Origin of the sequence: Pelagimonas sp. (genome assembly GCF_050633425.1) — a bacterium.
Classification (GTDB): domain Bacteria; phylum Pseudomonadota; class Alphaproteobacteria; order Rhodobacterales; family Rhodobacteraceae; genus Pelagimonas.
Genome location: NZ_JBOEGM010000020.1, coordinates 157,398 through 175,538 on the forward strand (window position 1 = coordinate 157,398; position 18,141 = coordinate 175,538).

At 55.9% G+C, this 18,141-nt stretch carries 17 protein-coding genes; 6 read left to right on the plus strand and 11 right to left on the minus strand.

Features of this window, described 5'->3' with window-relative positions; all coding sequences use genetic code 11:
• Positions 1-12: 12 nt before the first annotated feature.
• The 3 genes from ACRBB0_RS16490 to ACRBB0_RS16500 are packed head-to-tail and all read right to left on the minus strand — an operon-like array spanning position 13 to position 2,908.
• Positions 13-1,215: a phosphopentomutase gene (locus tag ACRBB0_RS16490; protein ID WP_431375542.1), complete on the minus strand. Its 1,203-nt coding sequence runs from the start codon at positions 1,213-1,215 to the stop codon at positions 13-15.
• Positions 1,212-2,504 (minus strand): thymidine phosphorylase, encoded by a 1,293-nt coding sequence (locus ACRBB0_RS16495; protein WP_431375543.1) that lies wholly within the window; start codon positions 2,502-2,504, stop codon positions 1,212-1,214. Before ACRBB0_RS16495 ends, ACRBB0_RS16490 begins: the two co-directional genes overlap by 4 nt.
• Positions 2,504-2,908 carry a cytidine deaminase gene (locus tag ACRBB0_RS16500; protein WP_431375544.1) on the minus strand — a complete coding sequence of 135 codons (405 nt, stop codon included), beginning with the start codon at positions 2,906-2,908 and terminating at the stop codon, positions 2,504-2,506. Before ACRBB0_RS16500 ends, ACRBB0_RS16495 begins: the two co-directional genes overlap by 1 nt.
• A 178-nt stretch (positions 2,909-3,086) precedes the next feature.
• On the opposite strand from ACRBB0_RS16500, the gene ACRBB0_RS16505 reads away from it, so the two are divergent.
• Entirely contained in the window at positions 3,087-5,366 is a 2,280-nt protein-coding gene (locus ACRBB0_RS16505; protein WP_431375545.1) for an NADP-dependent malic enzyme, read from the plus strand.
• 33 nt (positions 5,367-5,399) lie between these two features.
• On the opposite strand, the gene ACRBB0_RS16510 is transcribed toward ACRBB0_RS16505, so the two are convergent.
• Positions 5,400-6,302, minus strand: a complete 903-nt coding sequence (locus ACRBB0_RS16510; protein WP_431375546.1) for a hypothetical protein — start codon at positions 6,300-6,302, stop codon at positions 5,400-5,402.
• A 307-nt stretch (positions 6,303-6,609) separates the two neighbouring features.
• Here ACRBB0_RS16510 and prpE point away from each other — a divergent pair, with 307 nt between their 5' ends.
• Entirely contained in the window at positions 6,610-8,502 is a 1,893-nt protein-coding gene (gene prpE / locus ACRBB0_RS16515; protein ID WP_431375547.1) for a propionate-CoA ligase PrpE, read from the plus strand.
• A gap of 72 nt (positions 8,503-8,574) precedes the next feature.
• Here the strand turns inward: prpE and ACRBB0_RS16520 are convergent, their stop codons facing one another.
• From ACRBB0_RS16520 to ACRBB0_RS16530, 3 genes are read right to left on the minus strand one after another with little or no spacing between them, the layout of a single operon-like run.
• Positions 8,575-9,081 carry a hypothetical protein gene (locus ACRBB0_RS16520; protein ID WP_431375548.1) on the minus strand — a complete coding sequence of 169 codons (507 nt, stop codon included), beginning with the start codon at positions 9,079-9,081 and terminating at the stop codon, positions 8,575-8,577.
• A gap of 36 nt (positions 9,082-9,117) precedes the next feature.
• Positions 9,118-9,321, minus strand: coding sequence for a hypothetical protein (locus ACRBB0_RS16525; protein WP_431375549.1), 204 nt, complete (start codon positions 9,319-9,321; stop codon positions 9,118-9,120).
• A 9-nt stretch (positions 9,322-9,330) separates the two neighbouring features.
• Entirely contained in the window at positions 9,331-10,092 is a 762-nt protein-coding gene (locus tag ACRBB0_RS16530) for an NAD kinase (RefSeq protein WP_431375550.1), read from the minus strand.
• A 182-nt stretch (positions 10,093-10,274) separates the two neighbouring features.
• Between ACRBB0_RS16530 and glyA the strand changes: the two genes are divergently transcribed.
• Positions 10,275-11,561 carry a serine hydroxymethyltransferase gene (glyA, locus tag ACRBB0_RS16535; protein ID WP_431375551.1) on the plus strand — a complete coding sequence of 429 codons (1,287 nt, stop codon included), beginning with the start codon at positions 10,275-10,277 and terminating at the stop codon, positions 11,559-11,561.
• A 435-nt stretch (positions 11,562-11,996) separates the two neighbouring features.
• Here glyA and ACRBB0_RS16540 read toward each other — a convergent pair whose 3' ends face one another.
• Genes ACRBB0_RS16540 through ACRBB0_RS16550 form a run of 3 tightly spaced genes read right to left on the minus strand, consistent with a single transcriptional unit; the run spans position 11,997 to position 13,586 of the window.
• On the minus strand, positions 11,997-12,302 hold the full coding sequence (locus ACRBB0_RS16540; RefSeq protein ID WP_431375552.1) for a PepSY domain-containing protein: 306 nt from the start codon (positions 12,300-12,302) through the stop codon (positions 11,997-11,999).
• A 9-nt stretch (positions 12,303-12,311) separates the two neighbouring features.
• Positions 12,312-12,917: a sulfite oxidase heme-binding subunit YedZ gene (locus tag ACRBB0_RS16545; RefSeq protein WP_431375553.1), complete on the minus strand. Its 606-nt coding sequence runs from the start codon at positions 12,915-12,917 to the stop codon at positions 12,312-12,314.
• A gap of 33 nt (positions 12,918-12,950) precedes the next feature.
• Positions 12,951-13,586 carry a hypothetical protein gene (locus ACRBB0_RS16550; protein WP_431375554.1) on the minus strand — a complete coding sequence of 212 codons (636 nt, stop codon included), beginning with the start codon at positions 13,584-13,586 and terminating at the stop codon, positions 12,951-12,953.
• Positions 13,587-14,075: 489 nt separating this feature from the next.
• Here ACRBB0_RS16550 and ACRBB0_RS16555 point away from each other — a divergent pair, with 489 nt between their 5' ends.
• The 3 genes from ACRBB0_RS16555 to ACRBB0_RS16565 all read left to right on the plus strand — a co-directional run bounded on the left by ACRBB0_RS16555 (position 14,076) and on the right by ACRBB0_RS16565 (position 16,862).
• Positions 14,076-14,708 (plus strand): TetR/AcrR family transcriptional regulator, encoded by a 633-nt coding sequence (locus ACRBB0_RS16555; protein ID WP_431375555.1) that lies wholly within the window; start codon positions 14,076-14,078, stop codon positions 14,706-14,708.
• Between the two features lie 490 nt (positions 14,709-15,198).
• Complete coding sequence (locus ACRBB0_RS16560) at positions 15,199-15,693, plus strand: CPBP family intramembrane glutamic endopeptidase (protein WP_431375556.1); 495 nt, start codon at positions 15,199-15,201, stop codon at positions 15,691-15,693.
• Positions 15,690-16,862 carry a serine hydrolase domain-containing protein gene (locus tag ACRBB0_RS16565; RefSeq protein WP_431375557.1) on the plus strand — a complete coding sequence of 391 codons (1,173 nt, stop codon included), beginning with the start codon at positions 15,690-15,692 and terminating at the stop codon, positions 16,860-16,862. The genes ACRBB0_RS16560 and ACRBB0_RS16565 overlap by 4 nt, the downstream gene beginning before the upstream one ends.
• 311 nt (positions 16,863-17,173) lie before the next feature.
• Here ACRBB0_RS16565 and ACRBB0_RS16570 read toward each other — a convergent pair whose 3' ends face one another.
• Positions 17,174-17,599 (minus strand): hypothetical protein, encoded by a 426-nt coding sequence (locus ACRBB0_RS16570; protein ID WP_431375558.1) that lies wholly within the window; start codon positions 17,597-17,599, stop codon positions 17,174-17,176.
• Between the last annotated feature and the right edge of the window lie 542 nt (positions 17,600-18,141).

Below are 18,141 nucleotides of genomic sequence, written 5' to 3' on the forward strand. Positions count from 1 at the left end.
CTTCTTCGTCGATCATAGAAAACTCCTTCCCGGACCCTGTGCCGGGATATTCAGGTGCTTGGCGATGCTGGCGGCAACATCCGCAAAAGCGATTTGACCAATTTCGCCAACGCCTTTGCCCGCGACCAATACCGGAACGCGTTCGCGGGTGTGATCGGTGCCCGGCCAACTGGGATCATTGCCATGATCGGCGGTGATCACGACCATGTCACCGGGGCGCAATTTCGCCAACACATGACCTAGTTCAATATCAAACCATTCAAGGTGGCGCGCATATCCTGCGATGTCGCGGCGGTGGCCATATTCGGAATCAAAGTCGACAAAATTGGCAAAAGTGAAACTGCCATCCTTGGCCGTTTCAACCAAATCTGACAGCTGTGTCATCAACACCTCGTCAGGGCCTTTGCGCACCTCATCTATGCCGGTCATGGAAAAGATATCCCCAATCTTTCCAACGGCGTAAACCGCGCGCCCGGCATCCTGTGCCCAATTGGTCAGAACCGGTTTCGGCGGTGTTATCGCAAAATCCTTGCGATGTGACGTGCGCTGAAAACCACCGGGGGTCCCCACAAAGGGGCGTGCAATCACACGACCAACTTTGAGCTTATGCAGCATCGGGGCCAACCCTTCGCACAGCGCGTATAGGCGGTCCAATCCAAAGGTGTCTTCATGTGCGGCGATCTGGAACACACTATCCGCGGATGTGTAACAAATGGGGTGCCCAGTCGCGATATGCTCGGCACCAAAGCGATCAATCATCACCGTGCCCGAGCCATGACAATCGCCCAGAATCCCGTCGGTTTGCGCCAGTTCACAGACTTTGGCGGTCACGTCTGCCGGAAACGCAGGCGTTGCATCAGGGAAATAGTGCCAATCCCATGGCACCGGCAAGCCAGCAAGTTCCCAATGACCGGAGGGGGTGTCTTTGCCTTTCGACACTTCGGTCGCGGCGGCGTATTTACCTTGCAAATCAACAGGATCGGAGCGGGTTCCGCTCGCTAAATCCATGGCATGAAACAAACCCAATGACGCCAGATGTGGGACAGCGAGCGGCCCGCTGCGCCCCACCTCCGCCTCTCCGGCAGCGCAGGCCTGAACGATGTGGCCCAAAGTGTTGGCTCCGGTGTCCGGCAGCCCCCTGTTGAAATAGCGTGCCGCATCAGGGGCCCCGCCAATGCCCACAGAATCCATGACCACCAAAAAGGCCCGCATCACGCCACCCGTTCGATTGTCAAAGGTTGGTCTTTTGGCGCTTCGGCCCCAAACGTCATCGCGCCTTGGACCATCTTCGCAGCCGCATCCGCCTGTTCTTCGCGGGCAGCATGGACCACGGCAATGGGTTGACCCTTGGCCACTTGCTCGCCCAATCGCACCACATCCGTGAGGCCGACGGCGGGGTTGACCTGATCTGTTTCAACCCGGCGCCCGCCCCCCAAATCGACAACAGCCAGGCCCAAGGTCTCGCCATTTATGGCGGTGACACATCCGGCTTGTTCCGCGACCACTTCCCGGATCACCGGGGCTTCGGGAAGGAAACGTCGCCAATCGTCAACAAAGCTCAGCGGCCCGCCAAGCGCATAGACCATCTTGCCAAACCGTTCAGCAGCTTGCCCCGATGAGATCGCCGCGCGCAGTTTCGGCTCACCATCCTCAATACCGGCGGCTTTCAACAGCTCAACCCCGAGGTCAACGCTCAACTCCAACAGCGGCCCTTTGAGCTTACCGGTCAGCACCCGCATGCACAGATCAACCTCAAGCGCATTGCCAAGCGAGGGGACCAAAGGTTGGTTCATATCGGTGATTAAGGCCGTGGTCGGACACCCGGCCGCATTGGCCGTCGACACCAGTGACTGGGCCAAAGCCCGCGCATCTTCGGGGGTTTTCATAAAGGCACCCGATCCGGTTTTCACATCAAGAACAAGCGATTGCAGCCCAGCCGCCAATTTCTTGGACAGGATCGACGCAGTGATCAAATCGAGGCTTTCGACCGTCCCGGTCACATCCCGGATCGCATAAAGCCGCTTATCCGCCGGAGCGATATTGGCCGAGGCGCTGACAATCGCACAGCCCGCGTCGCGCACAATGTCACGAAAGCGCGTTTCATCCGGTGTCACCGAATAGCCGGGGATCGCTTCTAATTTGTCCAGCGTGCCGCCGGTATGGCCAAGGCCCCGCCCCGAAATCATCGGGTTGTACACACCGCAGGATGCCAGCATCGGCGCGAGAACCAAGCTTACACAGTCGCCAACACCACCGGTAGAATGCTTATCGACCACCGGCGCATCCAGGTCCCAATCCAGCACATGCCCCGAATCGCGCATCGCAAGCGTCAACGCGACACGACTGCTTTCGGACAGGCCTTGCAGGCAAACTCCCATCGCAAAGGCCCCCGCTTGGGCATCACTGACCCGTCCATCCGCTAAACCATGGGCAAACCAAGACAATTCCGATCGGGTTGGGTCTTCGCCTTTGCGCAATGAGGCGTTAATTGCGCGGGCATCCATTATGATTTTTCCATGTGATCACGACCAAAAGCGCCGGGCAAAAGATCGCCAACCAGAACGCTTTGCTCGGCCCCATCAATGGTGGCCAAGGTCACAGTCACGCCTGACTTTGCAAATTCCGCCAGTTTTTGACGGCAGCCACCGCAGGGCGGAACGGGATGCCGGCTGTCTGCGATCACATACGCCTCGGTGATTTCGGTTTCACCGGCGGCGACCATGGCCGCAATCGCCCCCGCTTCAGCGCAGGTACCCTCGGGGTAGGCAACGTTTTCTACATTACATCCGGTATAGATAGCACCAGACGGAGTGCGCAATGCGGCCCCGACTTTGAAATGTGAATAGGGGGTATAGGCGTTCTCGCGCACGGCGCGGGCCATATCAGACAACGACTCAGGTCGGGACATCATACTCTCCGGTGATCAAGGCGGCAGTTTGCGAAGCGGTCCACCAGAATGCAAGTCCCTCGCCCCTGCGTCAATTCAGTTTTCAATTAATGCGCGAAACTGATAAGTCACATGTAACCGGCGAACCAAAATGCAATTTGGTTTAACGCTAAACCATATTGAAAATCAGGACCTAAGCATGCCCGACTCAGCCAAGGAAACGTTGCGCCAAGCCGCACTTTTTTACCATGAAAACCCCAAGCCAGGTAAATTGGAGATCCGCGCGACCAAACCTTTGGCGAACGGCCGCGACCTCAGCCGGGCATATTCCCCCGGTGTGGCCGAAGCGTGCCTAGAGATCAAAGACGACGAAGCAAACGCCGCGCGCTACACATCTCGGGGCAATCTCGTCGCAGTTGTTTCCAACGGAACCGCTGTCTTAGGCCTTGGAAACATTGGGGCTTTGGCGTCAAAACCGGTGATGGAAGGCAAGGCCGTCCTGTTCAAAAAATTCGCCGATATTGATTGTTTTGACATTGAAGTTGATCAATCTGACCCAGAAAAGCTTGCTGAGATTGTTTGCGCGCTTGAGCCAACATTTGGCGCGATCAACCTCGAAGACATTAAGGCACCAGATTGTTTTATCGTTGAACGAATTTGCCGTGAGCGGATGAATATCCCGGTGTTCCATGATGACCAGCACGGCACGGCCATTGTTGTTGGGGCCGCCGCCACCAATGCGCTGCATGTGGCGGGCAAGAGCTTCGAAGATATTAAAATCGTCTCAACCGGTGGCGGCGCTGCGGGCATTGCCTGCCTCAACATGTTGCTGAAACTGGGCGTGAAACGCGAGAATGTCTGGCTGTGTGACATCCACGGGTTGGTCTATGAAGGCCGCACCGAAGACATGAACCCGCAAAAGGCCGCCTTTGCACAAAAATCCGATCTGCGGACATTGGATGACGTCATTGATGGTGCTGATCTTTTCCTCGGCCTGTCTGGTCCACGTGTTTTGAAACCGGAACATGTCGCCAAAATGTCCAAACGCCCGATTGTTTTTGCCTTGGCCAACCCGACCCCGGAAATCATGCCCGACCTCGCGCGGGAGGTTGCCCCGGACGCCATCATCGCCACAGGTCGCAGCGATTTCCCCAACCAAGTCAATAACGTGCTTTGCTTCCCCTTTATCTTCCGCGGGGCATTGGATGTCGGGGCCACGGAAATCAACGACGAGATGCAAGTGGCCTGTGTCGAAGGGATTGCCGCCCTCGCGCGCGCCACAACCAGCGCCGAAGCCGCCGCCGCCTATCGCGGTGAACAGCTCACATTTGGCGAAGATTACCTGATCCCCAAGCCGTTTGACCCGCGCCTATCCGGCGTTGTTTCGACTGCTGTGGCCAAGGCTGCGATGGCAACCGGTGTCGCCCAACGCCCTGTTGCCGATCTTGAGGTCTATAAGCAAAAGCTAGACGCCAGTGTTTATAAATCCGCCCTGCTGATGCGCCCGGTTTTTCAGGCTGCTGCAACGGCCTCGCGGCGCATCGTCTTTGCCGAAGGTGAAGATGAACGTGTTTTGCGATCCGCCCAGGCGATCCTGGAAGAAACCACGGAAACACCGATCCTGATTGGCCGCCCCGAAGTGATTGCCAATCGATGTGAAAAACTTGGCCTTGAAATCCGGCCAGAGCGGGATTTCAACATCGTGAACCCGGAAAATGACCCGCGGTATCGTGATTATTGGGAGGCCTATCATCAACTCATGTGCCGTCGCGGTGTCACCCCCGAAACCGCCCGCGCCATCATGCGCACCAACTCGACCGCCATTGGTGCGATCATGGTGCATCGAGGTGAGGCAGACAGTTTGATTTGCGGCACCTTTGGGGAATTCCGCTGGCATTTGAATTATGTAAATCAAGTGCTTGGCAGTGAAACCATGCGTCCGCACGGGGCCTTGTCGATGATGATCCTTGAGGATGGGCCACTGTTCATTGCCGACACTCATGTTCGGTCCCTCCCCTCGCCCGAGGAACTTGCCGAAAGCGCAATTGGCGCGGCGCGGCATGTGAAACGCTTTGGTCTTGAGCCCAAAATCGCCTTTTGCTCGCAATCGCAATTTGGCAACCAGGCCGAAGGCTCCGGCAAGCGTCTGCGCGAGGCGATGGCCATTCTCGACAAGAAACAACATGATTTCTGCTACGAGGGTGAGATGAACGTCGACGCCGCCCTTGATGAAAATTACCGCGAGATCGTCTTGCCCGGAAACCGCATGAAAGGCAGCGCCAATGTGTTGATCTTTGCTCATGCTGATGCGGCCTCGGGTGTGCGTAACATCTTGAAAATGAAGGCCGACGGGCTTGAGGTTGGCCCGATCCTGATGGGCATGGGTAACCGCGCGCATATCGTCACGCCCTCAATCACTGCGCGCGGCTTGCTCAACATGGCCGCCATCGCTGGCACCCCGGTCAAAGCCTATTCCTAAGCAAGGTTGGGCGGGTGTCCCCCGCCCACCTCATTATTCAAGCGGCACCAGATCGTTGTTCTCAACCGTAAAGCTTTTGCGGCACCCGGCCGCTCCGATTTTGCCACAGGCGGAACCGTGCAAGTTCAAGGTGATCACCGGTTTCACCGTGACCTGATAGCCATACATATGGCCGCCACCGATACGTACAAAACCACCATCTTGCTGTTGGCGATAGAACTCCATCGGGCACCCCGCACTGCCACAAAATAGCGACGCCGCCTTGTCGCAGGTGATCTGAGCGTAATCAATCACCTCATCCACCAGCCCGTCATGATCAAAATCCTCTTTGATTACGGCCCCGTCTTCCACTGTCACCGTCCCATCAAGGGTCTGGCAATCTTTCTCCACCCTTGCCTTGGCCAAAGCCAGCGGTTCCTGAACCGGTGGAGGCGGTGGCAGGGAGCACTGCCGCACCGCGCTATCCAGCGCCTTGGACGACCCGCGCAACGACATCGCCGTCCTATTCACAACCTCGCCACTCGTGCCATCCATCAAAACCAATTCCGCCCGCGTGCCAGATTTCAAGGCTGCAATAAGCGCTCCATGGGCTGCAAGGTCATAGGGCGCGTGGTAATCCTCGTAATCCGTTTGCCCCGTATGGGAAAACGTCATGTGCCCTGCGTCTCTTCCATCGACCAAAACACGGGCCTGAATGGATTTTGGCAACACCCCACCGTGGAAAAAGACACGATGCGCCAGTGGCTTTTGGTTTTGACAGCCGACCATGTAGCAAAAATAATTTGCTTGCTCCTTGTCATCGACGGGGCAAACAACCGCGCCTTTGAACCCGGTGTTGGCGTTGTTAAACGCCTCCCATCGCCCCTGCGCTGCTGCTGAGTTGCTGATAAATAAAACCGTCAACAGTGCAATCATCGACGCTTGTGTCAAACGCATTTTCACCCCCTCAAAACACCCATCAATCAACCTAAAGATGCCGGGTTTTGCCATTTCTGGCAACGGGTTTGAGATTCGCATCTTAGACAGTGACAAATTCGCAGTCTAAGTTTGCAACTTTGCATTTCCATCGGAAATTTGCAGCCAAAGGGCTAGAACACAGGGCTTTGCAAAAATTTGCAAGGGTCATTCTGAAAAACCACATATTCATCTGCGGTAATCTGTCCACATCACGCCCTAGACACTTGCCCGGATCAAGGCGCGCCGCTTATGCCTTTGCCAGAGGATGGAATTTGTGGAGGACACCATGGGCTACCAAGAGGTTTACGACAGCTGGAAATCCGATCCCGAAGGGTTCTGGATGGACGCCGCCAACGCAATCGACTGGGACAAGAAACCCAGCAAAGCGCTCAGCGATCTCGGCGGTGACATGTATGAATGGTTCGCCGATGGCATGGTCAACACCTGCTATAACGCCGTTGACCGTCATGTCGAAAATGGCCGGGGCGAGCAAACCGCGATCATTTATGACAGCCCGATCACCCACACAAAACGCGAAATCACCTATGTTGAGCTGCGCAACCGCGTTGCCAATCTTGCCGGTGCTTTGCGTGCCAAGGGCGTCGAAAAAGGCGACCGCGTCATTATTTACATGCCGATGATCCCCGAGGCGCTTGAGGCTATGTTGGCCTGCGCCCGCCTAGGTGCAATCCATTCGGTTGTGTTTGGGGGCTTTGCCGCCAACGAATTGGCGGTGCGTATTGACGATGCCAAGCCCAAGGCGATCATCGCCGCCTCTTGCGGGTTGGAGCCGGGCCGCGTGGTTCACTACAAGCCGCTCTTGGATGGTGCGATTGACCTTGCCGATCACAAGCCAGATTTCACCGTCATTTTCCAGCGCGAACAAGAGGTTGCCGACCTAAAAGAGGGTCGCGACTTTAACTGGCATGGCTTTCAATACGGTGTTGAGCCGGCCGAATGTGTTCCGGTTGAGGGCAATCACCCGGCCTATATCCTCTATACCTCTGGCACCACGGGCGCACCCAAGGGCGTGATCCGCCACACCGGCGGGCAGCTCGTGGCGCTGAACTGGACGATGAAAAACATCTATAACGTCGATCCCGGCGATGTGTTTTGGGCCGCCTCCGATGTGGGCTGGGTCGTTGGTCACAGCTATATCTGTTATGGTCCGCTGATCCATGGCAACACCACCATCGTGTTTGAGGGCAAGCCCGTCGGCACCCCCGATCCCGGCACCTTCTGGCGGGTGATCGAAGAGCACAAGGTCAAAACCTTCTTCACCGCGCCGACCGCCTTCCGCGCGGTGAAACGCGAAGATCCGACCGGTGAATACGTTAAGAAATACGATCTCAGCTGTCTTGATCAGGTGTTCTTGGCCGGTGAGCGCGCCGACCCCGACACCATCGTTTGGGCGCAGGATCAGTTGAAAAAGCCGATCATCGACCATTGGTGGCAGACCGAACTTGGCTATCCCGGCGTGTGTAACCCAGTTGGCATCGAACTTTTGCCGGTCAAGCTTGGCTCGCCTTCTGTACCGCTCCCTGGGTATGAAATGAAAATCCTCGATGATGCGGGCAACGAATTGCCGCCCGGCGAATTGGGGGCCATTGTCACGCCGCTGCCCCTGCCGCCCGGCACATTCCCGAACCTTTGGAATGCCGAAGATCGTTTTAAGAAAAGCTATCTGACCAATTTCCCCGGTTACTATGAAACCGGCGATGCGGGGATGATCGACGAAGACGGTTATCTATACATCATGGCGCGCACCGATGACGTGATCAACGTCGCCGGTCACCGTCTTTCGACCGGCGGCATGGAAGAAGTGCTGGCCGATCACCCCGATGTTGCCGAATGTGCGGTGATTGGTGTGGCAGATCAGCTCAAGGGCCAGATGCCTCTTGGCTTCTTGTGCCTCAATGCCGGAACGACCAAGCCCGATGACGATATCGTCAAAGAGGTGGTCAAGCTGGTGCGCGAAAAGATCGGCCCGGTTGCGGCGTTCAAACTGTGCTGCGTTGTGGATCGCCTGCCCAAAACCCGGTCGGGTAAAATCCTGCGTGGCACCATGGTGTCGATTGCCGATAGCAAAGAGTACAAGATGCCCGCCACCATCGACGATCCGGTTATTCTGGATGAAATCAAGGTTGCGCTTCAGGGGCTTGGCTACGCCAAGGGGTAAACCGCCTGTCCCAAATACCAAAAGGCCCGGCGCTATCTCCGGGCCTTTTGCACCTTTGCCAATCTGACACCGTCAGATCAGCGGATCATACGACCATTGCAACAGGCCTTGGCGCTGTCGCGGTCTGCAAAAGATATCGCCGGAATGGCAATTGGCGCGGATTTGCCCGGCATGTCGCGCAAACGCCCGCCAACGTTTAACCTGAATCGCGTCGATCTCAGGCAAGCGGCGGCCCATAAAATAGCGGCAATACCACTGAAACCAGCCGCGCAGGTCCGGCCCGTAAATCCAGCCTTTCTCACGCCAAGTGCTCAGCGGCTGTCGGCTTTTGATCCCGAAATAATTTAGCGAAACATCCGGCTTTTCGCTGATTTTGGCGTTTTCAAACCAATCACTTGGAAGCTCGTCTGTGCAGTCATTGCAATACTTGCCCTCAAAGACCCCCATCTCAAGCATCTGCTTGGGGCTGTAAAATGGGGCAAAGCCATCGGCGAACTCCTCGCCCATGGGGGCTGATAGCTGATAGCGATACCCCGACTGCATTTTGTCCGACACATCTATTACCTGACCAACGTCCATTCCCGCTCCTTGTATTGAACCACGTGTCGCACCGTCTTACACATCGCGCCTCCGTGGATTTCTACCCCGTGGGTTCTTAATGGGGCCGCGACGCTCCCACGCATCCGATATGCGCAGGGCTTTTTCGAATTTCCGCTTTTTGCGTTCCCGAAAGAAGACCCAGACCGACGACAGCAGAGAATAGAGCAGACCAAGTAAAACCAAGCCGCCCAAAAACGCCATTGCGGGATCTGAAACCATGACACCCTCTTAGACAAATTGCTCCCGGATCAGCCGCTCTTCCAAGCCGTGCCCCGGATCAAACAACACACGATGTTCGATCTGTGGCTCGGATTTGATATGAACCTGCAATACATCACGCACACTGTCGCCGTCCGCTTCGGCCATCACAGGCCGCTTTTCAGGGTCCAAAACCTCCATCGACACTTCGGCGGATTTTGGCAGCAAAGCCCCCCGCCACCGCCGTGGTCGAAAGGGGGCAACGGCGGTTAAGGCCAAAACATCCGACCCTATCGGCAAGATGGGACCGTGGGCAGAATAGTTATAGGCCGTCGATCCCGCAGGCGTTGCAACCAGCGCCCCGTCGCAAACAAGCTCTGACATCCGCACCTGGCCATCGACGCTAATACGCAACCGCGCCGCTTGGGGCCCGGCGCGCAGGATCGACACCTCGTTGATCGCCAGAGCCCGATGTTCAGCGCCATCCGCACAGGTTGCGCGCATCACCAAGGGGTTGATCACCGTCTGCTCTGCTGCTTTCAGGCGTTCTTCCAGCCCATGCTCCGAATATTCGTTCATCAGAAAACCGACCGTGCCCCGGTTCATCCCATAAACAGGGGCCGGATTTGCTTCGGTCCGATGCAGGGTTTGCAACATAAACCCATCGCCGCCAAGGGCGACAACAACGTCCGCCCCCTGTTCGGCATGATCGCCATAGCGCCGCGTGAGCCCGGCCAAAGCCGCCTGTGCAATCGGCGCGCGCGAGGCGCAAAATGCAATTCGAAGGGACATGGCTGTTTCCTGTCTGTCGCTTTTGTCTCCGAAACAATCACAAGTTCACCCGGCGCACCAGTGATGCCGCAAGAATATTGCGTTTCGTCGCTTTACTCTCTTTGCCTTATGTGCCGTTTCCGATAGGAAACATCGCAATTCGAATCCCTTTCCATCCCGCTACCCATCAAGGAGCAGCCCAAATGACTGCATCTCGTGATTTCTTTTCTCAGCCTCTGGCCGACCGTGACCCCGAACTCTTCGGCTCGATCACCAGCGAACTCGGTCGCCAGCGCGATGAGATCGAACTGATCGCTTCGGAAAACATTGTGTCCCGTGCGGTGATGGAAGCCCAAGGGTCGGTGATGACCAACAAATATGCCGAAGGCTATCCCGGCCGTCGCTATTACGGTGGGTGCCAATTCGTTGATGTGGCTGAAAATCTCGCCATTGATCGCGCCAAAGAGCTGTTCAACTGCGATTTCGCCAACGTTCAGCCGAACTCAGGTTCGCAAGCCAACCAAGGTGTGTTTCAAGCGCTGATCCAACCTGGCGACACCATCCTTGGCATGTCGCTTGATGCCGGTGGTCACCTGACCCACGGCGCGCGTCCCAACCAGTCGGGTAAGTGGTTCAACGCCGTTCAATATGGTGTGCGCAAGCAAGACAACATGCTCGACTATGATCAGGTTGAAGAGCTCGCCAAAGAGCATCAGCCCAAGATGATCATCGCCGGTGGCTCTGCCATTCCGCGCCAGATTGATTTCAAACGCATGCGCGAAATCGCCGACATGGTTGGCGCTTACCTGCATGTGGACATGGCGCATTTCGCCGGTTTGGTTGCGGCGGGTGAACACCCCTCGCCCTTCCCCCATGCGCATGTGGCGACAACAACCACCCATAAAACCCTGCGCGGTCCACGTGGCGGCATGATCCTCACCAATGACGAGGCCATCGCCAAGAAAATCAACTCGGCGATCTTCCCCGGCATTCAGGGCGGCCCGCTCATGCACGTCATCGCCGCCAAAGCGGTTGCCTTTGGTGAGGCGTTGCGTCCTGAGTTCAAAGACTATGCCAAGCAGGTCATCGCCAATGCCCAAGCGCTGTCTGATCAGCTGATCAAAGGCGGTCTGGATACGGTCACACACGGCACCGACACCCATGTTGTTCTGGTTGATTTGCGCCCAAAAGGCGTGACCGGCAATATCGTCGACAAGGCCCTTGGCCGTGCGCATATCACCTGCAACAAAAACGGTGTGCCATTTGACCCTGAAAAGCCAACCGTGACTTCGGGTATCCGCCTTGGGTCGCCCGCGGGCACAACGCGCGGCTTTGGTGAGGCCGAGTTCCGTCAGATCGCCGATTGGATCATCGAAGTGGTTGACGGCATCGCAGCCAATGGCGCGGATGATAACGGCGCGGTCGAAGAAAAAGTCCGTGGCGAAGTCGCAGCGCTCTGCGCCAAATTCCCGCTGTATCCTGATCTGTGATCAGACTGATCAACGAAGACCCAAAGGGGGCGCGGCCATCACCGCGTCCCCTTTTTGTTTGAACTTCTGGTCTCAAAAGCGAAGGAGAACGACGCCAGCTTGGCCCCCCCCAGACTGATCATCCATGCGGCAATCTGATCGAACGGTAAAACACGGTCCAGTTCGGAACTTTCGTTGGAACGTTTCTTCGCCGCAGGACCGGCCACTTTAGCCGGGGGTTAACAGACGTCGCAAGTTTTGAACTGTGGAACAGGCGGGTGCCAGTCTTCACCGGACCAGCAGCCTCCCCCAAGGAGGCTACGATCCGAGGGGTGGTTGTTTCATCGACATCAATGGTGCCAACGATACGCCTGACATCGAATAAATTCGAAACCTCCCGCTGTTTCACAGCCAATTTGCCATGGATTTACAATGAACCGGGCGGTTCAGGCTTTGTCACTTTTCATCGGCCCGAAACAAGATGGTTCCACGCTGTGCGATCAGCTTTACGTCGCCAGTCACGGGATGAAAGTAGCCTTCGACACGACGCCCCTCTGGGTCTGTGCCGTAGACTTCCCAACAGCCACCGTCGACCTTCATCCGTCGCACTGTCCAGCCATCACCTTTGAGCTTTTCAGTGAGCTCTTCTGAACTGAGCCAGTCCGATTGTGTCGTTGCTTCGCAGCTATACAATCCCGTTGCGCTCGCGCTGGTGCCAAACAAGAGTGCAACAGTCATTGCGGTCCAAAGAGTTCTTTTCATGGGAGGTCCTCATATTGGTTGGTGAGAGCGGCGCACCTTGCGCCAAATACGATAGGATTCAAGCAGCGCTAGCGGCACAAAATGAACAAGGGCCGGGCCCAGATTGTTGTGCACAAAGATCCAGTGCAGCAGGGTCGCCACAGCCGCCGCATAGACCGCGCGTTGAAGCGTTTTCCAGGCCGACCCCATACGGCGCACAAATCCGGCGGTCGAGGTCATGGCCAGCGGGACAAAGATCACCATAGCAAGCCAACCGGTCCAGATGCCCAAGGCCGTGAACTCCGCCAGCATCGCGCGCAGGCTGCCCATGTCGACGATGTAAAGCAGCGTGTGGAATGCGGCATAAAAGAACGCAGCGACACCAAAATAGCGGCGGCGTTTCATCATCCAGCGTAAAAATCCCGAGCTGGGAAACAGCATCCGCAGCGGCGTGAGCATCATCGCAATGATCAGGAAACGGGCCGAGAATTCGCCGGTGGGGTGAAGCAGGAACTCGGTCGCAGGCATCCCATCGGGCCCCTCGGCACCGGACAGCAACGCCATAATCATGGGCGCCGTAGGTAGGGCCATAAGGAGCCAGAGAAAGTAAGGATGATCGACTGTTTTCTTCAACATGAGCGACCCTCCCAAATCCAAGTTTTCTGTGGCTTAAACACTGCGCAGCGTGACATCGACGCTGGCCTCGACTTGGCCGTTCGCCTCGACGAAAACCATTGAAACGGCGGCAGCGTCACTTGCTGACAAGCGCCGGAAAATTCGATCGCGGTCGTTTGCTGGATGCCCGTCGATATAGAATTGGCTGGTCAGAAGCTCGGTTGTCCCGTCGAAAAGCTTCACATGAATATGCGGGGTGCGGCCCGGATAGGTCACGGGTTTGATGGTCCGAAACTCGTAGCTGCCGTCTGGCCCTGTGATGTCATGTCCAAACCCTTGAAATGCCGCATCGAAGGGGATGTCCTGGCGGTCACCGGAATGCAGGTATTTGCCGTTCATGTCACATTGCCAGATCTCAATGCGTTTGCCTTCGAGTGGTGCACCGTTAGCATCCAACACCCGCCCTTTTAGATGAAAGACTTCGCCCCCAGCCTCTTGGACTTTGCCCATGATTTTGACCAAATCGTTGTCCACATCGGCGCGCCGCATCCGCTCTGTCGGATAAAACGGACCTTCAGTCGCTGAGGGGGTCAGGCTCGCGGCAATGGCGGGCCGACCAGTTGCAGACAAGCCAAAGGCGGCAAGCGTCCAAGCGAGGATGCCACGGCGGTTGGGGTTTGAATTGGTCATTTCGGCTCACTTTCATACTGCGTTGCAATGCGTTAAACGGGTTGGGGCAGACGTTCCGTCGCGACTTCACGAAACCGTGACCTTCGCGCCAGCAGCCAAGCCATCATCCGCATGCGTCATCTCTCTGCCATTGACGATTTGATGGCCTCGATCTGACGTTCTGAACCACGACGATTGGGTTTTCAACCGCAATGGCATCGCAAGAGTCAGCCGGGCTCCCCCGCCTTTTTTGCATTCGCTCACTGTTTGGGGGCATTTTTCTTGCGTCGAAAATCCAAACCGCGACGTGGTCCGTTCGGTTGCGGCTCAACACAAATCGCCTAAGGTTTTCTTGACCGAACTTATAAGGTGCCCTCTTGCATTCCAAAATTCGGTCTGCTGGGTCACGGGTGAACGCCCGTTTTTCTTTTGGAAACTGCAGATGACCGTTTTCGTGGACATTTGACTGACTGACGGTTGGTCAGTGGCATGTGAAAATCGAGAATCGACTTGGCTCGGATCGTTAAAGCCCCTGAAGAACGACGCGCGGAGATTGTAGAAACGGCGGACCGGCTGTTTCGCAAACACGGCTACGCCAATTGCTCGGTAGAGATGATCATTCGTGAGATCGGTGTCTCAAAAGGAACGTTCTATTACTATTTCAAGTCAAAACCTGACATCCTTCAGGCCATCGTGGACAAGACGCTCGACGCAATCGTCGCCCTTGCCGAAACCGTCGCCGCGGATAACGCACTGACGGCCATGCAAAAAATGGAAGCGCTCTTGGGCAATAGCCACATTGGCGAAGAGGACAGCTTAGACGTCGCCGAGATGCTTCACCTTCCAGAGAACCGAGAACTTCACGAACTGACAAACATCCAGACGGTCCTAAAGCTGTCGCCGATCCTTGCACGGATTGTGGAAATGGGCATCGTCGAAGGTGTCTTCGACGTCGAAAAGCCGCTTGAGACCATACAATTTCTATTTACAGGGGCTCAGTTTTTGACCGACGGGGGCCTGTTCGGGTTCTCAGCGGCGGAGGTTCGGTCGCGCCGTTTAGTGACACAAACCATCATAGAAAAAGCGCTTGGTGCAACACCGGGGAGCTTTGATTTCATGAACCCCGTCCGGGCCGTGGAATAGTGGAAAGAGGCATGAGCAGGGAAACGCAAAGCGCACAATTTTGGCGACAAAGGCGGCATTCCCGCGCAGATCGGTGGCCGAGGTGGCCCTGGTTTACCCTGTTTTAAAATCATTTTGGGGGGATTAACCCACGGCAGATATTATTGCACCAACCCAGTCCTTTCGAATTCCTTCGCAAGCACTCATATTCTTCATCGCTCTGACCTTCACAATCACATGGGGGCTCGTTGGGGGCTATGTTCTCGCCCCGGATTGGGCCAATGCGACGTTCGGCGAAATCAGTGGTTCGCACCCGTTTTTCTTTCTGGCCACTTGGGCACCGGCGATCTCGGCCTTTGCAGTGCTTCTGTTTTTCGGCGGCGCTCACAGCGTTAAAGGGTTTTTGTCTCGGATCTTGATGTGGCAGGGCTCGCTGTTTTGGGCGCTTTTTGTCCTGATTGGAATTCCTGTTGTTTTCATGATTGGATCACTGATGAAAGGCGGGCCGCTCATGGCACCGCTGCCCCCCGAAGGTCTCGGCGCAGTTGCGACCCTAAGCCTGATGATGCTCTTCCTCGGGCCAATCGAAGAGTTTGGCTGGCGGGGAGTAGCGCAACCCATCCTCCAGCGTCATATGGCACCCTTTTGGGCGGGTGCGATCATCGGCACGATCTGGGGCATCAGGCATCTTCCGGCATTCTTCTTGTCGTCAACAGTCTTCGCGGGGTGGAACTTCTTCCCCTTTCTCGTTGGCAACATAACCCTTGCCATCCTCGTTACCCCCCTCTTCAATGCGTCTCGTGGCAGTCTGCTCTGGCCGATGCTCTTTCATTGGCAACTGATCCTTCCTGTCTGGCCGGATGCACAACCATATGACACTTGGATACTGGTGGCGGTTGCTGCCGTCGTGGTGTGGTGGAACCGTGACACCCTGTTGCGTCATGACGGTGCCCCCCCACATGTTGTGACAGATGTCGTACCCGGCGGCGGTCGGATGGAGCAGTGAGAGGGCTTTTAACATGCTCGGTGGCGCTTCTGTTTCTGCTCTTTGCGGTGTCACAGCCAGTGGAGGCTCAGGACACAGCCCTACGCGGCACTCTCCAAGGTCTGCTCAAAGAGTTTCAACAAACCTACGGGTTCCCCGGCGCGACCGCCGCAGTTGTGCTGGCGGACGGTCACAGCGAGAGCGTCGCCATCGGCTTGGCGGATGTCGAAGCAGCCATCGCAATGACACCCGAAAGCCGAATGCTCGGGGCGAGTATCGGCAAGACAATCTGGGGGGCATTGATTCTCTCGCTCGAAACGGACGGAGCGCTCAGCCGCGCTGATCTTGTGTCAAAGCACCTTGGTGATCTGCCGTGGTTTGCGCGCCTGGCCAATGCCGACAGCATGACGGTCGCGCGGCTTGTGACCCATAGCGCAGGTTTACGAGATCACATCCATATGGAAGGTGTCGCGTCTGCACTGATTGCACGCGGACCCAAAGCCCCGTTCGATCCGTCCATGGCGATCTCGTTCATCCTCGACGAACCCGCGATTTTTGAGCCAGGGTCTTCCTGGGCTTACACCGACACAGGCTATCTTTTGCTTGGCATGGTCATCGAAGCGGCAACGGGCGAAAATGTCTTTGATCTCGCGCGCACCTATTTTCTCACGCCATTGCGGCTCGACAGCACCGGACCGTCGAATACGACCAACCTCGCAGGCTTGGCAGTCGGCTACACAGCAAAGAATAACCCTTTCGACCTTTCGGTGCGCACAATGGATGATCACGGAGGCCTTATATGGAACCCGGCGATCGAATGGACCGGCGGAGGATTTGCAACGACATCAGCAGACCTTGCAAGGTGGGGGCACGCCTTGTTCACAGGGGCCGCTCTGGAACATGCTTATCTCGACAGGCTCCTTGATGGCATTCCGGTCCACCCGGACGCCCCCGACATTTACTACGGCTGCGGTGTCGCCATCTATCGCGATACACCATTGGGGCGGGTCTATGGACATGGCGGCTGGATACCTGGATATGTGTCAAGCCTTCGACATTACGCCGATCACGGTGTCACAATTGCATTTCAAATTAATTCTGACGTAGGCGTTGTCGATAATACCTCAGATCTTGTCCCAAAGCTCGAGGCGGCCCTGGCAAAAGCCTTAATCGGTTCCACCACGTTTTAGGGTCTGTACCCATTCATTCTTCGGCCTCAGCAATGAAAATTGTAGCTCTAGCCCTTAGGCCTAAACACGTCACTCGTGTGAGAGAGATCGGAGAATAGTTTCGACAAAATAGATTTCTAAATCGTCCGTGATTGCCGAGCTTGAAGCCATCCACACACGGCAGTGTGCGTCAAACCTACTCGTCAGGGAGCCGGCTTGGGGACCCGCTAGGCCACCTTCGAACATCTTACTCAGCCTTGAGGATGGAAAACCGAATTAGAGTGTCACAGTGCGTGTCCCCAGAAACGAAAAGCGGCCCTTTCCCGCAACCCCTAGCATATTTCGGAATAACGCCAGTACCCCGTTTCCGTTTTTTTGGCCGGAAAGAAGATACCGTTATCGAACGCACTATAGTCGTGCTTACGTAGCAACCGTCCACAGAATTTTTCGGCAAGTTCTGCAGCCAATTCACGGTCTTGTACTGTCAGGCTTTGTCCGCCGGACTTCTTAACAATAATCTCAGTTTGATAAGTGTCCGTGACGTGGATCAACGTACCGGATTCGATCACGGTCCTGTCTTCCGAGGTTTCCCAGATGTAAACCGACGCATGGTTTGAAAAGCTCAATTCAAACGTCTCTCCATCTCGCTCCATTTTCGTCTCTCGGTCAATCCAAATGCCTGAATAGGGCACGCCGGGAATGTATTGCCGATGAACTGGAGCACAAGCGCTTAATGTCAAAAAAATGAGAACTGGCATTAGTCGACCAAGGCGTGATGAGAAATAAGAGTATTTACGCAAAAAATGCCAAACCTTCCGTATAGCTCCTAAACCCAAATGCTTTGAATCTTTGCTCGCATTTGATGCACCAAGACGCCAAGGACATGCACAAAACGGAACACGCGATTAATGCCCAAGTTTCTTCAGCATTGTCAACGTTCATGATTGACGCGGCACCCGAACGACCTGCTAATGGCGGTCTTTATACTATTAGAGATAAAGAAACAGACCCGTGTACTGAGGATCACACCGCGACTTTGCAATGCCTACGCAAAACCACCCACCAGATGTGCGATAGGTTAACCATCCCCTTCCGGGGATGCCTTAAGGTCAGCTGTTAGCCCAAGGCGGACATGGCTGTTTGGCAGATGGGCGGGAAGCGGAAGTTCGCGGCAGTTGCAAAGGTAGCACTTCGCCCAGGTTAAAGCGGCCATTCAAGCCCTATCGGAGCGGATCCCACTTACTGCGCCGTGCTTCAAGGTCTGCCATGCGCAGGTAGCGTAGTTTGCAAAATAACCATG